General features: G+C 68.0%; 12 protein-coding genes and 1 tRNA gene. All 13 read left to right on the top strand.

Annotated features, from left to right (window positions below; translation table 11 throughout):
* A partial coding sequence (locus AC1D1S_RS09790; protein ID WP_476994323.1) for a transglycosylase family protein occupies positions 1-825 on the top strand: 825 nt, incomplete at its 5' end.
* Between the two features lie 216 nt (positions 826-1,041).
* Positions 1,042-1,881, top strand: a complete 840-nt coding sequence (rsmA, locus tag AC1D1S_RS09785) for a 16S rRNA (adenine(1518)-N(6)/adenine(1519)-N(6))-dimethyltransferase RsmA (RefSeq protein ID WP_476994324.1) — start codon at positions 1,042-1,044, stop codon at positions 1,879-1,881.
* An 81-nt stretch (positions 1,882-1,962) separates the two neighbouring features.
* Positions 1,963-2,925, top strand: coding sequence for a 4-(cytidine 5'-diphospho)-2-C-methyl-D-erythritol kinase (locus AC1D1S_RS09780; protein ID WP_028276492.1), 963 nt, complete (start codon positions 1,963-1,965; stop codon positions 2,923-2,925).
* Positions 2,926-2,997: 72 nt separating this feature from the next.
* The gene (locus AC1D1S_RS09775) at positions 2,998-4,827 is read left to right on the top strand and encodes an ABC-F family ATP-binding cassette domain-containing protein (RefSeq protein WP_476994322.1); all 1,830 of its coding nucleotides are present in this window, start codon (positions 2,998-3,000) and stop codon (positions 4,825-4,827) included.
* Positions 4,828-5,539: 712 nt separating this feature from the next.
* Positions 5,540-5,611: transfer RNA gene (locus AC1D1S_RS09770), tRNA-Gln, on the top strand.
* A gap of 43 nt (positions 5,612-5,654) precedes the next feature.
* A complete protein-coding gene (gene glmU / locus AC1D1S_RS09765; protein WP_476994321.1) occupies positions 5,655-7,181 on the top strand; it encodes a bifunctional UDP-N-acetylglucosamine diphosphorylase/glucosamine-1-phosphate N-acetyltransferase GlmU in 1,527 nt (508 codons plus the stop codon).
* Positions 7,182-7,186: 5 nt separating this feature from the next.
* On the top strand, positions 7,187-8,167 hold the full coding sequence (locus AC1D1S_RS09760; protein ID WP_476994320.1) for a ribose-phosphate diphosphokinase: 981 nt from the start codon (positions 7,187-7,189) through the stop codon (positions 8,165-8,167).
* 264 nt (positions 8,168-8,431) lie between these two features.
* The gene (locus AC1D1S_RS09755; RefSeq protein WP_028276489.1) at positions 8,432-9,031 is read left to right on the top strand and encodes a 50S ribosomal protein L25/general stress protein Ctc; all 600 of its coding nucleotides are present in this window, start codon (positions 8,432-8,434) and stop codon (positions 9,029-9,031) included.
* Positions 9,032-9,224: 193 nt separating this feature from the next.
* On the top strand, positions 9,225-9,812 hold the full coding sequence (gene pth, locus AC1D1S_RS09750) for an aminoacyl-tRNA hydrolase (protein WP_028276488.1): 588 nt from the start codon (positions 9,225-9,227) through the stop codon (positions 9,810-9,812).
* Between the two features lie 239 nt (positions 9,813-10,051).
* Entirely contained in the window at positions 10,052-12,796 is a 2,745-nt protein-coding gene (locus AC1D1S_RS09745) for a helix-turn-helix transcriptional regulator (RefSeq protein WP_476994319.1), read from the top strand.
* A complete protein-coding gene (locus tag AC1D1S_RS09740; RefSeq protein WP_476994318.1) occupies positions 12,774-15,512 on the top strand; it encodes a LuxR C-terminal-related transcriptional regulator in 2,739 nt (912 codons plus the stop codon). Before AC1D1S_RS09745 ends, AC1D1S_RS09740 begins: the two co-directional genes overlap by 23 nt.
* A gap of 283 nt (positions 15,513-15,795) precedes the next feature.
* Positions 15,796-18,537 (top strand): LuxR C-terminal-related transcriptional regulator, encoded by a 2,742-nt coding sequence (locus AC1D1S_RS09735; protein WP_476994317.1) that lies wholly within the window; start codon positions 15,796-15,798, stop codon positions 18,535-18,537.
* A 71-nt stretch (positions 18,538-18,608) separates the two neighbouring features.
* Complete coding sequence (locus AC1D1S_RS09730; protein WP_476994316.1) at positions 18,609-21,332, top strand: helix-turn-helix transcriptional regulator; 2,724 nt, start codon at positions 18,609-18,611, stop codon at positions 21,330-21,332.
* Positions 21,333-22,144: the final 812 nt, after the last annotated feature.

The raw sequence follows: 22,144 nt of genomic DNA, 5'->3' as shown, positions 1-22,144 counted from the left end.
ATCTCCACCACCGCACCCACCGTCGAGGGGCTCGTGACCGAACTCGGCGTGGCCAGCGCCTCGCAGGTCTCCGTGCCCAAGGACGCCCAGCTCGCCGTCTCCGGCTCCTTCGTCTCCATCTCGACGCCTAAAAAGGTGAACCTCGTTGCGGACGGCAAGGCGGCAGCGACCACCACGACGGCGGCCACAGTCGCCAAAGTGCTCGAGGACGCCGGGCTTTCGCTCGGGGCCAGCGACCGCGTATCCCAGCCCGGGAACGCCCCGGTGGTCAATGACATGGTGATTAAGGTCTCCCGCGTCGACGTCAGCAAGACGGCCAACACCACCGAGCCCGTCGCCTTCGAAACACTCACCACCGAGAGTGCTGACATGTTCAAGGGTGAGAAGAAGGTCACCCAGGCCGGCGTCGCCGGCACCACCAGCAAGAACTTCAAGCTGGTCCTCGTGGATGGCCGCGAAGCCTCCCGGACCCTGGTGTCCGAGACCGTCAGCGTCCAGCCCGTCACCGAAAAGGTCACTGTCGGCACCAAGGAAAAGCCCAAGCCCGCCGCCAACACCGGTGCGGCCGCCCCCGCCATGATGAACCAGGGCATGTGGGACAAGATCGCCCAGTGCGAATCCGGCGGCAACTGGTCCACCAACACCGGCAACGGCTACTACGGTGGCCTGCAGTTCGACGTCGGCACCTGGCTCAGCTCGGGCGGCGGCGCCTACGCCCCGAACGCCGCTGCCGCCACCAAGGCCCAGCAGATCGCCGTCGCCAACCGGGTCTACGCCCAGCGCGGACTGCAGCCCTGGGGTTGCGGCTGGGCCGCCTCCAGCTAGCAGGCCAGGCCGGCGGCTGACCGCCCGCCACTGACCGCCCGCCACTGAACGCCCGACTCCCGCGGCTGCCGACCACAGCCAGGGAGAGCACAGGCCGGGTCCGGATTCCCTCCGGACCCGGCCTGCGGCGTACCGGCGCCGGGATAGGATACCTAGGTGACTGAACCGAGCCCCTCCGCCCCCGAAAGCCTGCCCGGAGCGGCGCCCGCACCGCTGATGGGTGCCTCCGATATCCGCCGGCTGGCAGAGGAAATCGGCGTGCGGCCCACGAAGACCCTCGGGCAGAACTTCGTCATCGACGGCAACACCATCCGGCGGATCGTGAACGCCGCCGACATCCGCGCCGATGAGACCGTCCTGGAAGTCGGCCCCGGACTCGGGTCACTGACCCTTGGCCTGCTGGACGCCGCCCGCAGCGTGGTCGCCGTCGAAATCGATCCGGTCCTTGCCGGGCGCCTGCCGGCCACTGTGGCCGAGTGGCGTCCGCACGCCGCCGGGAACTTCCACCTCGTCCTGGCCGACGCCATGCGGGTCACGGAACTTCCCGTCGAACCGACCACCCTCGTGGCGAATCTTCCCTACAACGTGGCCGTTCCCGTGGTGCTGCACCTCCTGCAGCACTTCCCGAGCTTGCAGCACGGCCTGGTCATGGTCCAGGATGAAGTCGCCGACCGGCTCGCGGCCGGCCCCGGCTCCAAGACCTACGGCGTTCCATCCGTCAAAGCCGCCTGGTACAGCAGCATGCGCAAAGCCGGCGTGATCGGCATGAACGTCTTCTGGCCAGCGCCCAAGATCCATTCCGGACTCGTCGCCTTCACGCGCCGGGAGCCCCCCGTCACGACCGCCACCAGGGAGCAGGTCTTCGCCGTGATCGACGCCGCCTTCGCGCAGCGCCGCAAGACGCTCCGGGCCGCGCTGGCCGGCTGGGCCGGCAGCGCCGCCGAGGCCGAACGCTGCCTGCGGGCCGCCGGCGTCGACCCCACCGCACGCGGCGAAGTGATCGACATCGCGGCGTTCGCCAGAATCGCCGAAGCCCACGGACAACCGGACTCCTGAGCTCCTTGTGAGCTCCGCATGGGCGCCGCCGGGGGCGGTTGCGTGCTTGGAGCCCGGGCCGCGATGCCATAGCGTGGAGCCATGAACGCAGTGAGAGGGCGCTTTGCCGCGAGGACCGTCCGGGTGAAAGCTCCAGGCAAGGTTAACGTCTCACTGGATGTCGGACCGCTGCGGCCGGACGGCTACCACTCCGTGGCCAGCGTCTACCTGGCTGTCTCGCTCTACGAAGAAATTGCCGCCACCAGCACCGATACCGGCGAGATCACCGTCAGCATCAGCGACGCGAGCACCGTGGACCTCGACGGGGTGGACATTCCGCTCGATCACCGCAACCTGGCCTACAAAGCCGCCGCCATCATGGCCGACGTCTCGGAACACTCCACGGGTGTCCACCTGGAGATCACTAAACGGGTGCCCGTGGCTGGCGGCATGGGCGGCGGATCGGCCGACGCCGCCGCCACCCTGCTGGCCTGCGACGCATTGTGGAACAGCGGACTGTCCCGCGACGAGCTGGCCCACCTGGCCGCCGAGCTCGGCGCCGATGTTCCCTTCGCGCTGCTGGGCGGCACCGCCGTCGGACTGGGCCTGGGCGATGACCTCTCGCCGGCCCTGGTCAAGGCCCAGACGGACTGGGTCCTGGTCAGCGCGGACTTCGGCCTGCCCACCCCTGAGGTCTACCGCACCCTGGACCGCCTGCGCGCGGCCGAGGGCCTGGCGGTGGACGAACCCGACGCCGTGGATCCCGGCGTGCTCACGGCTCTGCGCAGCGGCGATGCCGACGCCCTGAGCCGCGTGCTGGTCAACGACCTCCAGCGCGCCTCGATCGAACTGGCCCCGGGCCTGCGCGAGACCCTGGGCCGCGGCGAGGCCTGCGGCGCGATCGCGGGCATCGTCTCCGGCTCCGGACCCACCGTCGCGTTCCTCGCACACAGCCCCGCCGCGGCCGCCGGGCTCGCCGAAGAGCTGCGGCACCACAGCCTCGACGCCATGGCGGTGCACGGGCCGGTGCACGGGGCCCGCATCATCTCCGATACGCTCCTTTAGGAGCTTTTGACGCATCGCATCCGATGACTTCACAGCTTCACTTCACCGATACACCTAAGAAAGCAGTTCCCAGTGGCACACCTGCTCGGCGGCGAGAACCTCACGGTCTCGTATGCAACCCGTACCGTCCTCGATGGCATTACCCTCGGCCTTGAAGAGGGCGACCGGATCGGCATGGTGGGCCGCAACGGTGACGGCAAGTCAACCCTGATGCGGTTGCTGGCCATGCGCTCCACCCCGGACTCCGGCCGGGTGACCAAGCGCAGCGAGGTCAACATCGGCTACCTGGACCAGAGCGACGTGCTCGACKGCGACCTCACCGTCGGCGCCGCGATCGTGGGGGACCAGGCCGACTACGAGTGGGCCCGCAATCCCCAGATCCGTGAAGTCATGGGCGGGCTGGTGTCCGACGTCGACTGGCACGCCAACGTCCACGCGCTCTCCGGCGGGCAGAAGCGGCGAGTGGCGCTGGCCAAGCTGCTGATCKAGGACCACGACGTCATCATGCTCGACGAGCCCACCAACCACCTCGACGTCGAAGGCGTCGCGTGGCTGTCCCGGCACCTGAAGACCCGCTGGCGGGCCAACCAGGGCGCCTTCCTCGTGGTCACCCACGACCGGTGGTTCCTCGACGAAGTCTGCACCAAGACCTGGGAAATCCACGACGGCATCATGGACCCGTTCGACGGCGGCTATGCCGCCTACGTCCTGGCCCGCGCGGAGCGGGACCGCTCCGCGTCAGTGATGGAAAGCAAGCGCCAGCAGCTCGTGAAGAAGGAACTCGCCTGGCTCCGGCGCGGTGCCCCGGCCCGCACCGCCAAGCCCAAGTTCCGGATCGAGGCAGCCAACGCCCTGATCGCGGACGTCCCCGAGCCGCGCGACTCGACGGCGCTGAGCAAGATGGCCACCGCCCGGCTGGGCAAGGATGTCCTGGACCTCGAGCACGTCTCGCTGGACTTCCTCGGCGGCGAGCCCGGGCAGAAGCTCTTCGACAACATCACGCTGCGCCTCGCCCCCGGGGAACGGCTCGGCCTCGTGGGCGTCAACGGCGCCGGCAAGACCACCCTGCTCAAACTCCTCAACGGCGAGATCCAGCCCTCCTCCGGGAAGGTCAAGCGCGGCAAGACGGTGGTCACCGCGGTCCTGACCCAGGAGGTCAAGGAACTCGACGACGTCTCGGACCTGCGTGTGATCGAAGTGATCGAGCGGGAAAAGCGCTCCTTCAACGTCGGCGGCAAGGAATTCACCGCCGGCCAGCTCGTGGAGCAGCTGGGCTTCACCAACGAAAAGCAGTGGACCCCGGTCAAGGACCTCTCCGGTGGCGAACGCCGGCGGCTGCAGCTCCTGCGCCTGCTCGTGGGGGAGCCGAACGTGCTGATGCTTGACGAGCCGACCAACGACCTCGACACCGACACCCTCGCCGCCGTCGAAGATGTGCTCGACGGCTGGCCCGGCACGCTCGTCGTCGTCAGCCACGACCGCTACCTGCTCGAGCGCGTCACGGACCACCAGATGGCGCTCCTTGGCGACGGCAAGATCCGCGCCCTGCCCCGCGGCGTGGACCAGTACCTCGAACTGCGGGAAGGGGCCCTGGCCGGCTCCACGATCACCGGCGGCGGCAACCCCGTCACCTCCGCCGGCGGGGGATCCGCTCCCGTCGCCAGCGGCCCTTCCGAGGCCGAAAAGCGCGACGCCCGCAAGGCCAAGAACCGGATCGACCGCCAGCTCGGCAAACTCAAGCAGCAGGAAGACAAGATCCACGCCCAGATGACCGCCGGGGCCGGGGACGCGAGCAAGTTCGACCAGCTCGCCGGACTCAACGCGAAACTCCAGGAACTGGCCGGGGAACGCGAAGCCCTTGAACTCGAATGGCTCGAGGCCCTGGAAGTGCTGGGGGAGTAGCCTCCTGCCCATCCCCGGGACATGCCCAGCTTGAGCACCCACCGCTGGACATGTCCCTTGCAGCCCTCAAAACCCGCGGGACATGTCCCTCGGCGCGGGCCAGCACGGGACATGTCCCTTGCAGGGCTGAATTTCCGCTGGGCATGTTCCTCGGCGCGGGCCAGCATTGGACATGTCCCTTGCAGGGCTCAAATCCCGCTGGGCATGTCGCTGGGCGCGGGCCAGGGATGGGCATATTGGCATTGTGTCCATTGATCGGGACCAGCACTGGGCATGTCCCGCGTAGGGAATGGGGTCGCGGCGCACGCCCGGGAAGGCACGTTCCGCGGAACGCGTGAATCCCGCGGGACATGCCCAGCGTGAGCACCCGCCGCTGGACATGTCCCTTTGAGGGCCGAAATCCCGCWGGGCATGTCCCTCGGCGCGGGCCAGGGATGGGCATATTGGCATTGTGTCCGTTGCTCGGGACCAACGCTGGGCATGTCCCGCTTAGGGGACGGGGTCTCTGCGCACGCCCAGGAAGGCACGTTCCACGGAACGCGTGAATCCTGCGGCACATGTCCGGCCGCGCAGACCAAGAATGGGCATGTCCCGTGGCGCCGGCCGCACCGCCCACCCGCGCCTGCCCGCCCCTTCCGCGGCGCTGAGTCGCACGAGCATCAACCTTCGTGGCAGAATTGATTCTCGTGCCACAGGTCAAGCCTGGGCACGGTCCGCTCTGGTGTAATGGCAGCACCCCGGCCTTTGGAGCCGTGGAGTATAGGTTCGAGTCCTATGGGCGGAACTTGGCGAGACACACTGCGCAACCAAGCAAGGAGAGCCAATACGTGAGCCCCGAGAATACTGGCCCAGCCGCCGTGATCGTCCTAGCTGCAGGGGCCGGTACCCGGATGAAATCCCGTACCCCCAAGATTCTCCATGAGATTGGCGGCCGCTCGCTGGTCGGCCACGCGCTCCAGGCGGCCCGCAGTATCAGCCCCCGCGAGTTGGCCCTGGTGGTCCGGCATGAACGCGACCTCGTAGCCGCCCACGTCTCCGCCCTCGATCCGAAAGCCCTGATTGTGGACCAGGACGATGTGCCCGGCACCGGCCGCGCGGTCGAGGCGGCACTGGAAGCGCTCGACACGCTCGACCCCCAAGGACGGCTGGGCGGAACGGTCGTGGTCACGTACGGCGACGTCCCGCTGCTCACCGGCGGCCTGCTCGGCGAGCTCGTCGCCGCCCACGAGGCCGAGGGCAACGCCGTCACCGTCCTCACCGCCGTGCTCGAGGACGCCACCGGTTACGGTCGCATCCTCCGCGCAGCAGACGGAACCGTCACGGGAATCCGCGAACACAAGGACGCCACCAGCGCCGAACGCGAAATCCGTGAGGTCAACTCCGGCATCTACGCCTTCGACGCCGCCGTCCTGCGCGACGCGCTGGTCCACGTCACCACGGACAACGCCCAGGGCGAAAAGTACCTCACCGATGTCCTGGCCCTGGCCCGCGCCGCGGGCGGCCGCGTCGCCGCCGTCGTCACCGAAGACCGCTGGCAGGTGGAGGGCGCCAACGACCGCGTCCAGCTCTCGGCGCTCGGCGCTGAACTCAACCGCCGCACCCTCGAAGCCTGGATGCGCGCCGGCGTGACCGTCTTGGATCCCGCCACGACGTGGATCGACGCCACGGTGACGCTCGACGAGGACGTCCGGCTCCTGCCCAATACGCAGCTGCACGGCAGCACCACGGTGGCGCGCGACGCCGTGGTCGGCCCGGATACCACGTTGACCGACGTCACGGTGGGCGAGGGCGCCACGGTGATCCGCACCCATGGCTCCGGCTCCACGATCGGGGCGCGCGCCAGCGTGGGCCCCTTCACCTACCTGCGCCCGGGCACCGTCCTGGGCGAGACCGGCAAGATCGGCGCGTTCTACGAAACCAAGAACGTCACGATCGGCCGCGGCTCGAAGCTGTCCCACCTCGGCTACGCCGGGGACGCGGAGATCGGCGAGGACACCAACATCGGCTGCGGCAACATCACGGCCAACTACGACGGCGAGAAGAAGCACCGTACGGTGATCGGCTCGGGTGTGCGCACCGGTTCGAACACCGTGTTCGTGGCCCCCGTGCGCGTGGGCGACGGCGCCTACAGCGGCGCCGGTGCGATCATCCGCAAGGACGTCCCGGCCGGCGCCCTCGCAATCACCCTGGCCAAGCAGCGGAACTCGGACGGCTGGGTTGCGGCCAACCGCCCCGGTTCCGTTTCCGCCGCCCTGGCCGAGTCCGCCCTGGCCGAGTCCGCTGCCGCGGTGGATTCCGCCGCGGGCGCCGCCCCAACATCCTCCACTACTCCGGCACCGACAGAAGAGGGCTAGCAATCATGAGCGAAATTACGGCACACGGCGAGAAGAAGCTGGTGCTGGCCGCGGGGCGCGCGCACCCTGAGCTGGCGAAGGAGATCGCGAAGGAGCTCGGCACCGAGTTGCTGCCCCTGGACGCCTACGACTTCGCCAACGGCGAGATCTACGTGCGGGCCGGCGAGAGCGTCCGAGGCACCGATGCCTTCGTGATCCAGGCCCACCCTGCCCCGTTGAACAACTGGCTCATGGAACAGCTGATCATGATCGATTCGCTCAAGCGGGCCTCCGCCAAGCGCATCACTGTGGTGTCCCCGTTCTACCCCTACGCCCGGCAGGACAAGAAGGGCCGTGGCCGCGAGCCGATCTCGGCACGCCTCGTGGCCGATCTGTACAAGACCGCCGGCGCCGACCGGATCATGAGTGTGGACCTGCACACTTCCCAGATCCAGGGCTTCTTCGACGGCCCCGTGGACCACCTGATGGCCATTCCGCTCCTGGCCGACTACATCCGCACCCGGGTCGGCTCGGACAAGGTCACGGTCGTCTCGCCGGACACCGGCCGCGTCCGCGTGGCCGAGCAGTGGGCCGAGCGCCTCGGCGGCGCGCCGCTGGCGTTCGTGCACAAGAGCCGGGACCTCACCGTGCCCAACCAGGCCGTCTCCAAGACGGTCGTGGGCCAGATTGAAGGCCGCACCTGCGTCCTGATCGACGACATGATCGATACCGGCGGAACCATCTCCGGCGCCGTCCAGGTGCTCAAGAACGCCGGCGCCAAGGATGTCATCATCGCCGCGACCCATGCCGTGTTCTCCGATCCGGCGGCCCGCAGGCTGTCCGAGTCCGGCGCCCGCGAAGTGGTGGTCACCAACACGCTGCCGATCACCGCGGACAAGCGCTTCCCGCAGCTGACCGTGCTCTCCATCGCGCCGCTGATCGCGCGCGCCATCCGTGAAGTGTTCGACGACGGCTCCRTCACCAGCCTGTTCGACGGCCAGGCCTAAGCCGGCCGGCGGAGGGCCCGGTTTCAGAAACCGGTCCCTCCGCTGGTAGCCTTGTACCGAAACCTTGGCGAGGGAGAGCGCCGGCATTCCGTATTGATGTGAATTAATCGGAACCCGGACTGCTGGTCTCCGTAATCGACTGGGTCTGAATCTCCTTCTGAAGGGCAGCCGCACGGCAGCCCGGCGTTGAAGGTCGTAAACAGACCTCCGCCCTTGCTGAACGCCGTTTAGTCCCACAGCTTGAAATCCCACGAGGAGATATCCATGTCTGAGCAGAAGCTCGCAGCAGAAGTCCGCACCGAATTCGGCAAGGGCTTCGCCCGCCGCGCCCGCATGGCCAACCTGATCCCGGCCGTCATCTACGGCCACGGTGCCGAGCCGATCCACATCACCCTGCCGGCGAAGGCCACCACCCTGGCCGTCCGCACCGCCAACGCCCTGCTGACCCTGGACATCGACGGCGAGCAGCACCTGGCCCTCGTCAAGGACATCCAGCGCAACCCGATCAAGCAGATCATCGAGCACCTCGACCTGCTGACCGTCCGCACCGGCGAGAAGGTCACCGTTGACGTGCCCGTTCACCTCAGCGGCGAGCTGGCTCCGGGCAACGTCCACAACCTGGAAATGACGGTCGTTTCCGTCGAGGCCGAGGCAACCCACCTGCCGACCGCCATCGAGGTCAGCATCGAAGGCCGTAGCGCCGGCGAGCACATCCACGCTTCCGACCTCGTCCTGCCGAAGGGTTCCACCCTGCTGGCCGACCCCGAAGCACTCGTCGTCAACATCTCCGAGGCCACCGAAAACGTCGAAGAGGGCGAAGAAGGCGAAGCAGCCGCACCGTCGGCCGAAGCAGCAGCCGAGTAATTCCGGCGAATTTTACGGCGGCCGGGTCCCTCAGGGGCCCGGCCGCCGTCGTCTCTGGTGCCGTAGCCCGCGCCGTACGCGCCCCGTAGCCGGCTGCCCGCCCCGCCCCACTTGCCCCGACCCACCTGACCCGCCCCACTTGCCCCGCCCCACTGGCCGCGCCCCCGGCCGCGTCCCACCGAAGGACTGACCCATGACCGACACCTGGCTGATCGTAGGCCTTGGCAACCCCGGATCCGAGTACAGCCACAACCGGCACAACGTCGGCCAGATGGTCCTGGACGAACTCGCCTCGCGCGTCGGCGGTGGCTTCAAATCGCACAAATCGCGTGCCCAGGTCCTCGAAGGGCGTCTGGGCATCGGCGGACCCCGGATCGTGCTGGCCAAGCCGCTGTCATACATGAACGTCTCCGGCGGCCCGGTGTCTGCCCTGGCCCAGTTCTTCGGCATCGATCCGGCCCATGTCATTGCCGTCCATGACGAGATCGACATCCCCTTCGACACCGTGCGGCTCAAGATCGGCGGCGGCGAAGGCGGCCACAACGGACTGCGCGACATCTCCAAGGCCCTGGCCACCAAGGACTACCTGCGCGTGCGGGTGGGCGTCGGGCGTCCGCCCGGACGGATGGAGACCGCGGACTTTGTCCTGCGTGACTTTTCCGCGCCGGAGAAAAAGGAACTGCCCTTCCTCATCGACTCAGCTGCCGACGCCGTCGAAGTCCTGGTCCGGGACGGCCTCACCGCCGCCCAACAAAAGTTCCACCCCGCCAAGGCGACGTAACCCCTCCCGGACGTAAACGCAGGCAAAATAACACGCAGCCTAAACGCCCCGACCGTGGGCCGGCCCGGGCCCGCGGCAGGCAGGCGGCGACTAAGTTGCATGCGGATTGCGTGTTTCCTTTCCAAGCTTTCCGCATTCCAGCTATGATCTGTCTACTCTCACGTCGGGGGATAGGGATACGCTACTTCTAAGTGGGCAGTTCGGGGTTGCTGTCTGCAAAGCGGTACGAAGGAAACTACATGTCGAGGGATTCGCTGGGCTGGGGGAATGTTTCCACTACATTGGCACCCGCCGAAGAAGAACATGCTGCCGGCCAGGTCGCGAGACACGGCTGGTCCGGTTTGGCGCGGAACGCTGATGCTGAGCGTGTCCGCCAGGAACTGCTTGCCCAGGACCGGATGGGCGTCGTCATCACGGGCGACCGCGGCGTGGGCAAAACGCTTGTCGGCAGGACCGCCCTCGCGGGCTTCGGCCCCGAGGTGTACACCATCCAGCTCCGCAGTTCAGGGCCGGGGTCGGCAACGCCATACGGCTGCCTCGCCTTCACCCTTGCGCGGCTCCCGCAGAGTTCCCTGGGCTCGCCGACCGCCATCCTGCACGGCATTACCTCGCTGATCCGCGACGACGCCGCCGGGCGCCAGTGCGTGATCCTGCTCGACAACGCCGGCGCCCTCGATGAACTCAGCACCGGGGTCCTGCTCAACCTGCTGCAGACCCGGACCGCCCGGTTGATCGCAACGGCCCAGCGCACCACTGACCTTCCGCCCGATTTCTACTGGCTCATCACTTCCGGCCAGCTCGCCGAGGTCCGGCTCGCCAACCTGACCGAGCTCGAGACGCTGGAGGTCCTGCAGTCAGCTTTGGGCCATCGGGTCTCGACCGCCCTGGCAAGCCAGCTGCACCAGCTGGTCGGCGGCAGCCCCACGCTCCTGCAGGCCGTCGTCTCCGAACAAATCGAACGCGGAAACCTTGTCCTGTCCGGATCCGTGTGGACACTGCTCGATGAGGTTGTGCTCGATGGCCGCACGGCGCTGGAGGATATTGTCCGAGCCAGGTATGCCAGGGAAACACCCGTGGCCCGGGAGGTCATCGACGTCCTCTCCTGCGCCCGGACCCTGCCCCTGTCCCGGCTCGCCAGGATGTACAGCCCCGGTGTCATCGCCGACATGGAAGAGGCCGGCCAGATCGTGGTCGACCGCGCTGACCGTCACCTCGTCACGCTGGGCGACCGCTACCTCGGCGACATTGTCCGCAACTGGCTCAGCGTGGAGCGCCGGCTGGAGCTCCGGGACAAGGTCCCCGGGCACCAGGAACATGAACTGGACGAGCTGACAGTCGAAGACCTGCTGGCCTACGCGGCGTGGACCCACGACTGCCACGCCCAGCTGGCACCCGCGCACGCCGTCGCGGCTGCCAGTGCCGCCGTCAAGCTCTTCGACCCGAAATTTGCCCTCAAATGCGCCGGCAGCCTCTCTCCCTCGGATCCTGAATGGGCCGAAGGGCAGCTCCAAAAATCGGCTGCCTACCTCCAGCTCGGCCTGCCGCTGCAGGCCATGTCCGCGCTGGACGACGTCTCCGAACGGCAGGTCAACGGCCTTGCGGCCGAGAACTTCGCCGAATTCATCGCGGCGAAGGCTGACTGCATGGCCTGGCTGGACGACCGCTCCGGCCAGGTCCCCGAACTGCTCGGGCAGGCCAGGGTCYGGCTCCAGGACCTGAGCCTGGACGAGCCGTCCCCCGCCCCTGCGGCGCTTGCCCGGGCGGGGCTCTGCCTGGATCTGTGCGAGTTCAACTATTTCTCTTTCATCGGGGATTTCGGGCCCATGATGGAGCGGCTTACCACCGCGGCCACCACGGACGTGCCCGGTGCCGATCCCGTGCACCGGCTCAGGTCGGCCATCATCCTGATGGAGGCCTGGTCCATGACCGGCCACGAACTCGATGCCCGCAAACTCATGCGGGAAATCGGCGGACAGCTGGGCGAGTGGTCCAACGTGCCGCGCATCCGGGAAAACTTCGCCTGGCGCTCTTTCAACGTGCTGCTCCTCTCGGGCCTGTGGCGCCAAGCCATCGACATGCTCAAGGACGCGAGCGGCCGGGCCGGGCACGGGCTGCATTCCGGCAGCGCCGCTACGGACCTCGCCGTCGGACTCGCCTATGTCTATGCCGGCCGCGGGTACATGGCTCTGGATCCGTTGCTGGCCGCGATCGCCCAGCTGGAGGTCCGKGCGAGCCTGCAGTCCCTGCGCCAGGCCTACGCCGCCACTGCTTTTGCCTACGCCCAGACCGGCAACTCGGTCCAGGCCACGATCTACCTGGACCGGGCCCGCTCGGCTGACGGCCCGGCCCGCTTCACGGTCGGCAGTTCCACCGAGTTCTGCATGGATATGGCGTCGCGGTGGCTCGGTGACCCCGAGGCCAAGGACCGGTTGATACGGTCCGCGGAGGAGCATTTCCGGAAGGGCCGCTACACCCTGGCTGGCATCTGCATGCTCGGGGCCACCGTCAACGGCACCGTCAAGGATTTTCTTTTCATGGAGGAAATCGCCGGGCTGCGGCAGGGGCCGCTGGCCGAGCTGTCCCGGACGGTCGCCGTCGGCAGCCGGAAGAAAGACGCCGCGATCATGCTCGAAGCCGCCGGGGAGGCCGCGGGGCTCGAACTGGACGCCGTCCAGGCCCGGTGCGCCGCGCTCGCATTCGACTTCGCGAAGGGCGCCGGGCTGACCGCCAGCGCCAACGCCGCTTACAGCATGCTGGAGAGCCTCTCGGAGTCCGTGCCGGCGCTGCCAGTCATGCCGCGCAACAAGGGTCCGCTGCTGACAGACCGGGAGCGGCAAATTGCCACCCTGGCCGGGAACGGGGTCTCCAACAAGGACATCGCCCTGGAAGTGGGCATTTCCGTCAGGACCGTGGAGGGCCACCTGTACCAGGTGTTCACGAAGCTCGGCGTTTCTTCGCGAAGTGATCTGCTTGGACTCATCTAGGGGGCCGGCGGGGAACCCCGGCACGGCGCCGGCCCGCGCCTTGACCGGGAGGTCGGAAGATTTGATGTCGGCAGTGGAAGCCCTCCAGGGCGGCAGCCATGTCGCCGTGTTCGTCCTCGGCGACAGCGGGATGGGCAAGTCAAGGCTCATCGATGCCGTCGTCGGGGAGCTGGGCCCGGAGGTGACGCCGGTGCCGATCCATGGCAGCGCGTCGCTGACCAAGGTGCCCTACGGTGTCCTGGGCCCCTTCATCGTCGGACTGCCGGTCCAGGAAGCAACATCGCAGCTGGCCGTTCTGAGGACCCTGTGGGCGCATCTGGAAGAGCAGAAGCGGGCCACCCAGAAGCCCCTCCTGCTGGTCGTTGACGACGCACACGATCTCGACGAGGCGACGGCCGGAATCCTCGCGGAGCTGGCGGCGGCCGGCTGGGCGAAACTGCTCGTCGGCGCGGCGGCCCGGCCCGGACTGCCGGAACCGCTCCTGCAGCTCTGGTTTGAAGGCATCGCCGAACGGCACGACCTGCGCCCGCTCACCCTCGCGCAGACCACAGAGATGCTGGAGGGCGAGCTCGGCTCGCAAGTGCTGCCAAACGTCGCCGAGATCCTGTGGGAGGCCTCCGGCGGCAACCCGATGCTCCTCAACGGGCTCCTGGACGACGCCAGGAACGACGGGACGCTGCTGCGGCGCAACGGTGTCTGGTTGTTCACCCGGCACCTGAACAGCCACGGTGACCGGCTGACCGACGTCGTGCGCCGCCAGCTGCTGCTGCGCTCGCCGGAAGAACGCCAGGCCCTGAACCTCGTGGCGTTGGCCGAACCCGTGTCCCGGGAACTGATCGAGTCGGTGGCCGGCGAAGAGGCCGTGGGATCACTGATCGACAGCGAACTGATCCGGGTCACGGACACCGGGACGGGTGAGCTGCGGCTGTGGCATACCGTGTACGGCGACACCTTGCGGAACCTGATTTCGCCGGCCAGGAGCCTGCAGCTTCGGCAGAGCCTGCTGCGCAAGATGGACAGCGAGCCGACGTCTGCCGAGGGACTGCTGCGGCAAGTGAGCTGGTCGATCGAGTGCGGCGCGGAGGTCGAGGACCGGCAGCTCCTGAGGGCGGCCGTGCTGGCGAGCCGGCTTTACGAGGACGAGCTCGCCCGCAAGGCTGCCGTCCTCGTCAAGGATCCGGAACTGCAGATGGCGGCCCGCGCCGTGATAGCACGGACCCGCTACAACGCCTCCGACTACGTGGCGGCCCGGGACATCCTCGACGCCGATTTCGGGCAGGGAAACAGCATCCCCGGGCTCCTGGCCGGATCCCTCCTGTGGGCCGCAACGATGTCAGCGCTGGGGAACACGCCGGCAGAGATCATCAAGCGGGCACAGGTGCTCCGACGCGCCGCCGAGCGCCTCGCTGCTGCCCGGCCGGACGACGCCGAAGCCATTCACCGTGCCACGGAAGAGCGGCTGGAGATCCTGGAAGCCATGGTCCTGGCGCTGGCGGGCGAGTACGCGGCAGCCCCGGCCGCGGGGGCGTCCACCGAGGACGCGGCTGCCGGCACCCCACCCTCGAACACCCTGCCGTCGAACACTCTCGTACAGGCGTTCCGGCTCTGCCTCGACGCGGAGCGGCTCCTGGCAGGCGGCAAGGGACTGAGCGCCCTCGCTGCGATGACCCGGGCCATCGAGGCCGCCGGGGCCGAGCACGAGGAGCTCTACTTCCTCACCGACTTCCTCGTGGTCCGTTCCGCGGCCGCCGCAATTCACTCCGGCGACTGGCAGGGGGCGGAAAGCCTCCTGACCGGCTTCGTCGCCGGATCCGGGCCCAACCTGATTTCCTTCGGCGGGGGAGTGCACGCGGCGCACGGCATCATCCTGCTCTACCAGGGCAAGGCCGCCCAGGCCCTGAACACGCTAAGCGCCGCGCTCGAAGCGCTGCGGTTGACCGACCCCCAGCAGCTGTTCGCGCTCACGGCGGCCATGGCTTTCGCGGCAGCCGCCGAAGTCGGTGCCCAAACGAAGGCAGAGCTACTCCTCGCCGACTTCGAGGCAGCACCCGCGGCCCTGCCGCAGTACATGCGCTCGCTGGCCGCGATGGCCGTGGTCTATGGAAAGGCCCGGCTCGGGAACTACCCGGGTGCCATCGCCGAACTGAAGCGGCTCGGCCGACCGTACCCGGACGTGGACACCGCCGGGCTCGAACTCGACGCGCTGGCCTTTTGCCTGGCCCTGGGGGACACGGACTCGGCGCCGAGGCTGCTCGAGCTCCGGGCCAGGCTTGAGGGGCCAAGGCCCGCCGCGATCTGCGCCTACGCCGCAGCCATCAGCGCCGACAACGCCGCAGACCTCCTTGAGGCCGCGAAAACCTGTGAGGCGGCGGAACTGTGGGCCTTTGCCGCCCTCGCCTACGACGCCGCGGCGCACGCCTACCGGGCCGCGGGCGACACCCTCAGGGAGCGCATGGCCAATTCCCAGCGGAAGCGGTGCCTGGACCGGGCCGATGACCTTCCCGGCGACGAAGCGGCCAAGAACGATGACTCGCTCGGCATACTGACCCGCCGCGAGCGCGACATTGTGGCGCTGGCGGTACGCGGCCTCACTGACCGGCAGATTGCCGCAGAGCTCCAGGTGTCCGTGCGCACGGTTGAAGGCCATCTCTACCGCAGCTACGCGAAACTCAACGTCAAGGGCCGTGAGCAGCTTCCCGGTATCGGCGGGCACTAGCGGCAAGCAAGGGAGAGGCCGCGTGGGGCCGTGTCCGCCGGCCGGCCGGCCGTGGCGGGCCGCTTCCCCGGTGTCCGGGCCGCTACCGGCGCCGGACACGTGCGGCGGGATTGCGACTACTTGGTTTAAGCCTTGCGGCAGCGCCGGTCCAACTGAGTACAGCTACGTAGAGCGGGCGGAATACTCGCTAGGTAATCGAGTACTACTTACGCATACCGAAAATACGCGTAGTCCCTACCGTTGAGGTATCACCGCTCACACTTTGATTGCGAAGGTCTCTCATATGTTCCAGCAAGACGCCGGCTTGCCAACGGGCAGCGGCCAGACAGAAATAGTGTTTCCGGCGCAAAGAAACGGTCATGGCCGCAGTAAGGACAGACCCTTCACCCGCCAGGAGGTCGTTGCCGACATCGTTGAGACCCTGACGTCGGGTTCCGGCTGCGGCATCGTACTCGTGGGCGACCACGGGGCCGGCAAGTCCTTTATCGCCCAGCGCGCCCTGGAGCAGCTCGGCGACGAGTACCTGGTAGTCCAGGTCAGGGGCAGCTCCATATCCTCCAAGCTTCCCTACGGGGCCTTGAGCGTCCTGCTCAACGACCTCGACGCCTCACACCTCGAGCACCCGCTGATGGTGCTGCGCGGACTGACCCAGCTGCTCCACAACAAATCCGAAGGCCGGCGAATCGTCCTCTTCGTGGACAACGCCCATGACCTCGACGAGCTCTCCAGCATGATGGTGGCCCAGTTGAGCGCCGGGTCCCATGTCACGTTGCTGGCGGCGTGCGTTGACATGCCGCACATCGGCGGGGACATCATGGGCCTGTGGAAGGATGACCTGCTCCGACGGGTGGACCTCGGACCGTTCGACTTTGCAGAGACGGCAACAACGTTGCACCACGAATACGGCGGCCGGTTCTCCCTGACCGCTGCCCGGGCGCTTTGGAGTGCGAGCGGGGGCAACGCCTTGTTCCTCCATTCCCTGGCCCGGGAGCAGATCAAGCTGGGCACAGTGATCCGCCAGGACGGTGTATGGTTCCTGGGCAACGGCCCCATCGCCTTGACCGGAGAGATCCGGGACGTCGTGAAGGCACGCCTCAACCGGCTCGGCAACGGCCAGCGCGACGTCTTTGAACTGCTGGCACTCGCCGGGGCAGTCCCGCTGCAGACCCTCATGCTCATCGCCAACCCGCAGGATATGGACGCGCTCCAGGAGCGGGCCCTGATCCGGGTCACCCACGACCATCCGCCGATGGTCAGCATCGCCAACCCGGTAACAGCCGGAATTGTCGCCAACGTGGTCCCGCCCGGGCGCAGCGCCGAACTCCGCCGCCGGCTCACGGCCGTGCTCCAGGAATCGGACACGCTGGACACCGGCGGCTCGGCCGGCGTCGCCTGGGCTCTGGATTGCGGGGAAGAGGTGAGCTCCCAGGTCGCCCTGGCCGCCGCCCGCGCCGCGAACGGAGCATCCGACCACGCGGCCGCCTTGCGATTTGTCCAGGAGGTCGAAGGAAGCGAACCCGCCGCCCTGATGGCCATCGAAACAGTCAATGCCCACATCTCGGTGAACAACGAGGACTCCGCACGCCGGGTTCTGGAGGCACTGGATGACGGCGCGTGCGCCAAGCTTCCCCTGACCGAGTGGACCGCTTTGCAGCTGCTGCGCGTGGAATTGGACAAACGCAGCACTGCCCCGGGCGCCGACCCCGAAGCCCGGATACAGGAGTTCGCCGAGCGGCTGGCTGCCGAGCCCGCCGCACAGAGTCCAGTTGCAGTTGCAGCCCGGGAGCGGCTGCGCCTGGCGGAGGCTGGGCTCGCCGCTTTCMGTGGACGCTACGACGAGGTCCTGGCCATAACCGACGGCGTGGACGCGGGGGACCTGGGCACCGAACCAAGGATCCTGACCGCCAGCGTGCGCAGCGAGGCCCTGGCCGTCACAGGCAACGTGGTGCGGGCGCTCGCCCTTGGAAAGCAGATCCTGGCGGCCACAGCCGGCGTGCAGCTCAGGGACCATGCGGTTCGTGAGATCAGGGGCAGGTTCCTCCTCCTCCTTTTGCTCTCCGGCAAGTTCAGGGAAACGTCCGTCTATCTTGAGGAGACGTACAGCGGCGCAGAGCCCCAGACCAGGCTGGGCGGGATGTTTGAGATCGGCCAGGGCGTCATGGACCTGCATGCCGGACACCTCGACGACGCCTTGTCCCGGCTCCAGGCAGGCCGCTGGCAGCTCCGGGCGCAGGACCCCGACGCTTTGGGCGGCCTGGCCGCAGCCGTGTGTGCCTATGCCGCCGCACTCCAGGGCGAAGAGGAAATGGCCGGCCTGCTGCTGGACGATCTTGCCCAGGCCCGGCCGCCCGCGGCCTGGCTGGTGGAACGGCTCACACGCTATTTCGAGCTGTCGGCCCAGGCCGAGCTCGGCCAGAGGGCAATGTCCATCCGTGCGCTCTCGGCCGAAGCGGGCAACGACGCTGAAACGTCAGCACTGGCCCCCGCGCTCCTGTTCCAGTCCGCCGCGGCCCGGCTGGGAGACCGCCAGGCGGGCCAGAAGCTCGGCAGCCTGAGCGGGAGGGTGACCGGACAATTCGCGGCCCTGTGCTCGCGGCTGGCCGAAGGCATGCGGGAGGCTGACAGCGAACAGTTACTGGCAGCATCCAAGGAAGCTGAGGCATGCGGCAACACCGTGTTCGCCAGGGACGCGGTGCGGAAAGCCGTCGGCTGCGCAAACGACGCCGGCAACCGCATCGCGTTGCGGATCGCCCAGCGGGCGCAGCAGTCCCTCGATGACAAGTTCGGCAGTCCGAAGAACGGGCTGCGGTCGCTTACAACCTCAACCCTGACGGCGAGGGAATGTGAAGTGGCGGTCCGGGCTGCTGCCGGTACGTCCAACCGCAAGATCGCGGAACAGATGCACGTATCCGTCCGCACTGTGGAGGGACACCTCTATCAGGTGTATTCGAAGCTGCACGTCGCCAGCCGATCGGAACTCAAAGATGTCATCTCGACTCCGGCAGACAGCGCCAGGCTCGGCTGAGCCCGGCAGACTGCAGGCGGCAACCCGGACGGCTGTTCAAGACGGGCAGAAACTGGCAGGAAGAACCGGCGATGGAAAGCCTGGCTGAGACCTCGGCACTGATCGAGCGCACGGCGCTGGTCAAGGACCTGGTGCGTTGCCTGCGTGACGACACCCGATCAGGTGCGCTCATCGTCGGCGGCGCGGGCGCGGGCAAGACCGCCGTCCTCAAGGCCGCCATCCGCGAACTCGAGCCCCACCGCCACCTGATTCGGCTGACCGCCACTTCGGCTCTGGCCAGCGTTCCTTTCGGTGCCCTGGCGCCGTACTTGTCCCGGCTTCCTGACCGGGAACTCGACTCCTACGCAGCCGTCGTGGAAGCGATGGCGCGCAGCCTGAAATCCGAGGCGGACCGCCCTCTGTTTGTGGTCGACGACGCGCATTGCCTCGACCATGGGACCGTCCGGCAGTTGGCGCAGGCGGCGGCGACCGGCGCCGCGGGAATCCTCGTGGCCTGCCGTCCCGGGCCGATGATTCCGGAAGAGTTCCTCGCGCTTTGGGACGACGGGATAATTTCCAAGTTCGACCTTTACCCGCTGAGCCGGATCGGAACCCACCAACTATGCGAGCAGGTCCTGCGGGCCGACGTCTCTCCGTGGGTTAGTGCGTTGTTCTATAAGGCGGCCGACGGCAATCCGCTCATGCTGATGTCCCTGATCCAGCATGCCCGGGCCAGCGGCGCCTTGGGCCTCCGGCACGGAGTGTGGTTCCTGCTGGCCAACCCCGACATGGCCCAAGTTCCGGCCGCCGACGTTGTGGACCGGCAGTTGCGCTCCATGACACCGGAGGAAAAGACCGCCGCCACGATCGTTGCCATGGCCGGCCCGCTATCCCTGTCCCAGATTCTGCGGATCAGTGGTCCCAAGGCCGTCGATGCGCTGGACACCGCGGGCATCATTGCCGTCTCCACGGGACATGACCGGCTGGTACGGGCCGCCAGCCCGATACTTGGCGAGATTATCCGCCAGCGGGTCCCGGCCGGCCGCAGTTCGGCCCTGCGTTCAAGCGTGTTGTCGCTTCCGTCGGCGCGGGCCGCGGCGCCGGGAGCGGCCCTCAACCGGCTGCGCTGGTCCATGGACTGCGGCGTAGAGATCCCTCCGATCCAGCTCCTGCAGGCCGCTGTCGCCGCGAACACGGACCTGGACCCTGCGACCGCGTCCCGGGTGGCTGGCGCCATCCGGGACGCCCGGTTCCTCCCCGAGGCCCGGATCCAGCTGGCCTATTCGCACTTCATCGCGGGGCACACCGAGGCCGCTGTGGCGTGTCTGGAGTCCGCACAGCCGGTGCCCTCCGGACGGCCGTCCTACCTGGCTGCCCTCCTGGCAGCCCGGCTCGGGTCCGCAACGCCGGCCCGGCAACAGCATCCCGACGCCGGCACGCACCGCCCGGCCTTTGAACTGCCCATCGAACCAGGGCTCCTGGAATCGCGTGCCCGGGATTCACTGTCTGCGGATTTCGCGACGTGCACCGACCTTTCCGGACGCGCTCCGGCGGGACAGCCGCCGGACGTGACAGCCGCCGGGGGACTGGCCACAGAGCTTCTGAGTCACTCATGGGACGGCAAGTTCATGGCAGTTGGAACCGTGCTGCGCGAACTCATCGCCGCGGCCGGCGCCTATCCCRAAATCCGGGTCCCGGCAGTTTCCCTCCTCGCCGAACTCTTGACCGCCCAAGGTCAACTCCGCGCAGGGCTGCGTTTGGACGGCGAGGCATGGGGCGGGGCCCGGACCGCAAGCCTGGAACTACCCTTGGTCTACGAGGACCTCGTGGTGCGCCACTGCCTGAATCTGATCTGGGCCGGCGACTGGGACCGGCTCGGAAATGTCCTGGACGATTACGCGGCCCGTGAGCCTGGGCGGCTGCTGTACAGCGGCGGCATGCTGCACCTCATGCGGGGATACTCGCGGTTGCGCCAGGGCAGGATGCGTGAAAGCCTGGCCGAACTTCGGCTGAGTGTCGAAGAGCTCACTATCGCCGACCCGTTAGGTCTGTTGCCGTTTGCGCGCGCCGTCGCGGCCTATGCCGCAGCCGCCGTCGGACGCCACCATGAGGCCAGCCAGCATGTACTGGCCTACCGGCTCTCGGTGTACCGGGAGCCGAAAACCCTTCACCTGCTGGCAGAGGCGTACTGCCGGGCGGCTGAACCCGGAGAAGGGCCCGGAGGGAGCGGTGCCGGGGCTTTGGCGCGGCTGGCGGACGAGGCCCTGCACGAGAGCCTGCGCGGCGTCGAAACCGATATCAGGCGGCTCGCGCTCCGCGGCGGTGACACCTCGGGCGCCGAGGCCCTCGCCCTCAGCAGCGGCGCAGTCGACGGCCCGGAGGCCAGGCTGGTGGAGTCCTACGCGCGAGCGGTGTCGGCGTCGGATGCGTCTGACCTCATTGGCATCAGCGACGACGCGCTCAATGCAGGGCACGGGCTCCTTGCCCTTGAGGCCGCCCAGCAGGCCGAGCGGATCCTGGCAGACGACCCGGAGCGGTGGCGGCTTACCGCGGTCCAGCGCCGGGTCCATCACCGCCTGGTGGAGGCCGGAATGTTGTCGCAATTGGAGGTCGTCCGCAGCGATCACGGCGCCCCGTTGACTGCCCGTGAGACCGAAGTCTTGGAACTGGTGTCGGGCGGGGCCACGAACGCCGAGATCGCCACCGCGCTCTGTGTGTCACTTCGGACCGTGGAGGGGCACCTGTCCCGGATCTTCGCCAAGCTCGGCGTGGGCCGGCGGGCGGACCTCCTGGACCTCGGCCCGCTGCCCTCCTGACCGGTCCGGCCCGGCGTGGCCTGACCTGGCTGTGGCGTGCGTACAGCACGGGTGGACTCCGGGACCAGCGGGAGTAGCTCCAAGTAGTGCCATGGCGAGTAGGGCCTCAGAAGTCGGGTAAACGCTACTCGTGTGCAGAGCCCGTTCGGGCGATTGACTTAAGCCAGTCCCACGAACAGCACTAACCCGAACAGCTCCACCCCGAACAGCTCCACCCCGAACAGCTCACAAAGGTCTCAAAATGAGGAACTTGAGGGCGGTCAGCAACCGCAAGCATGGCCCGAGGAAAGTGTGGTCTCAAATTCCTTGCTTGCGGATGCAGCCACTGCCACCATTAGAGGTGATCGGGCCGTAATCTTTCCCACTAACTCCTTCATTGGAATCGTGCGGTGCCTCAACGGGCAGCCGCGCGCCAAGGTCGGAGCCGGCGGCGTCAGAGCCTTCTGAGACCGAGGCTCTCCCCCCAGCCGCCGCCGGCTCCCTTAACCGGTCTTCACGCGGGTCCGCGCCTTCGAGAAGCGCGACCCTGACACGGGTACCGTCGGGCATCGCCGCAGGGGGTAGCGGCGGGTGACGACGTCTTGTGTGCAAGCCCTCGCCGGCCCTGGCGTCAAGCGCCGGCATGTCGGGCAAGCCCTGCGTCGGGGCAGACCTTGCGCCGTAGCAGTGAGAGCCGGCCGGCTGTTCCGGCGCCCCTGTTGGATGTCGCTTTTGGATGCCGCTGCTGGATCCCGTCGGCCCACGGCTCCCGCCAATGGGTCCCGGCGACGGACAGCCGCGGCCCCTGCGGTCATCGCCGCGGCCGCTAATGT

It is taken from the genome of Arthrobacter sp. P1_A5, assembly GCF_056406825.1.
This window is presented reverse-complemented; position numbering and strand designations above follow the sequence as displayed.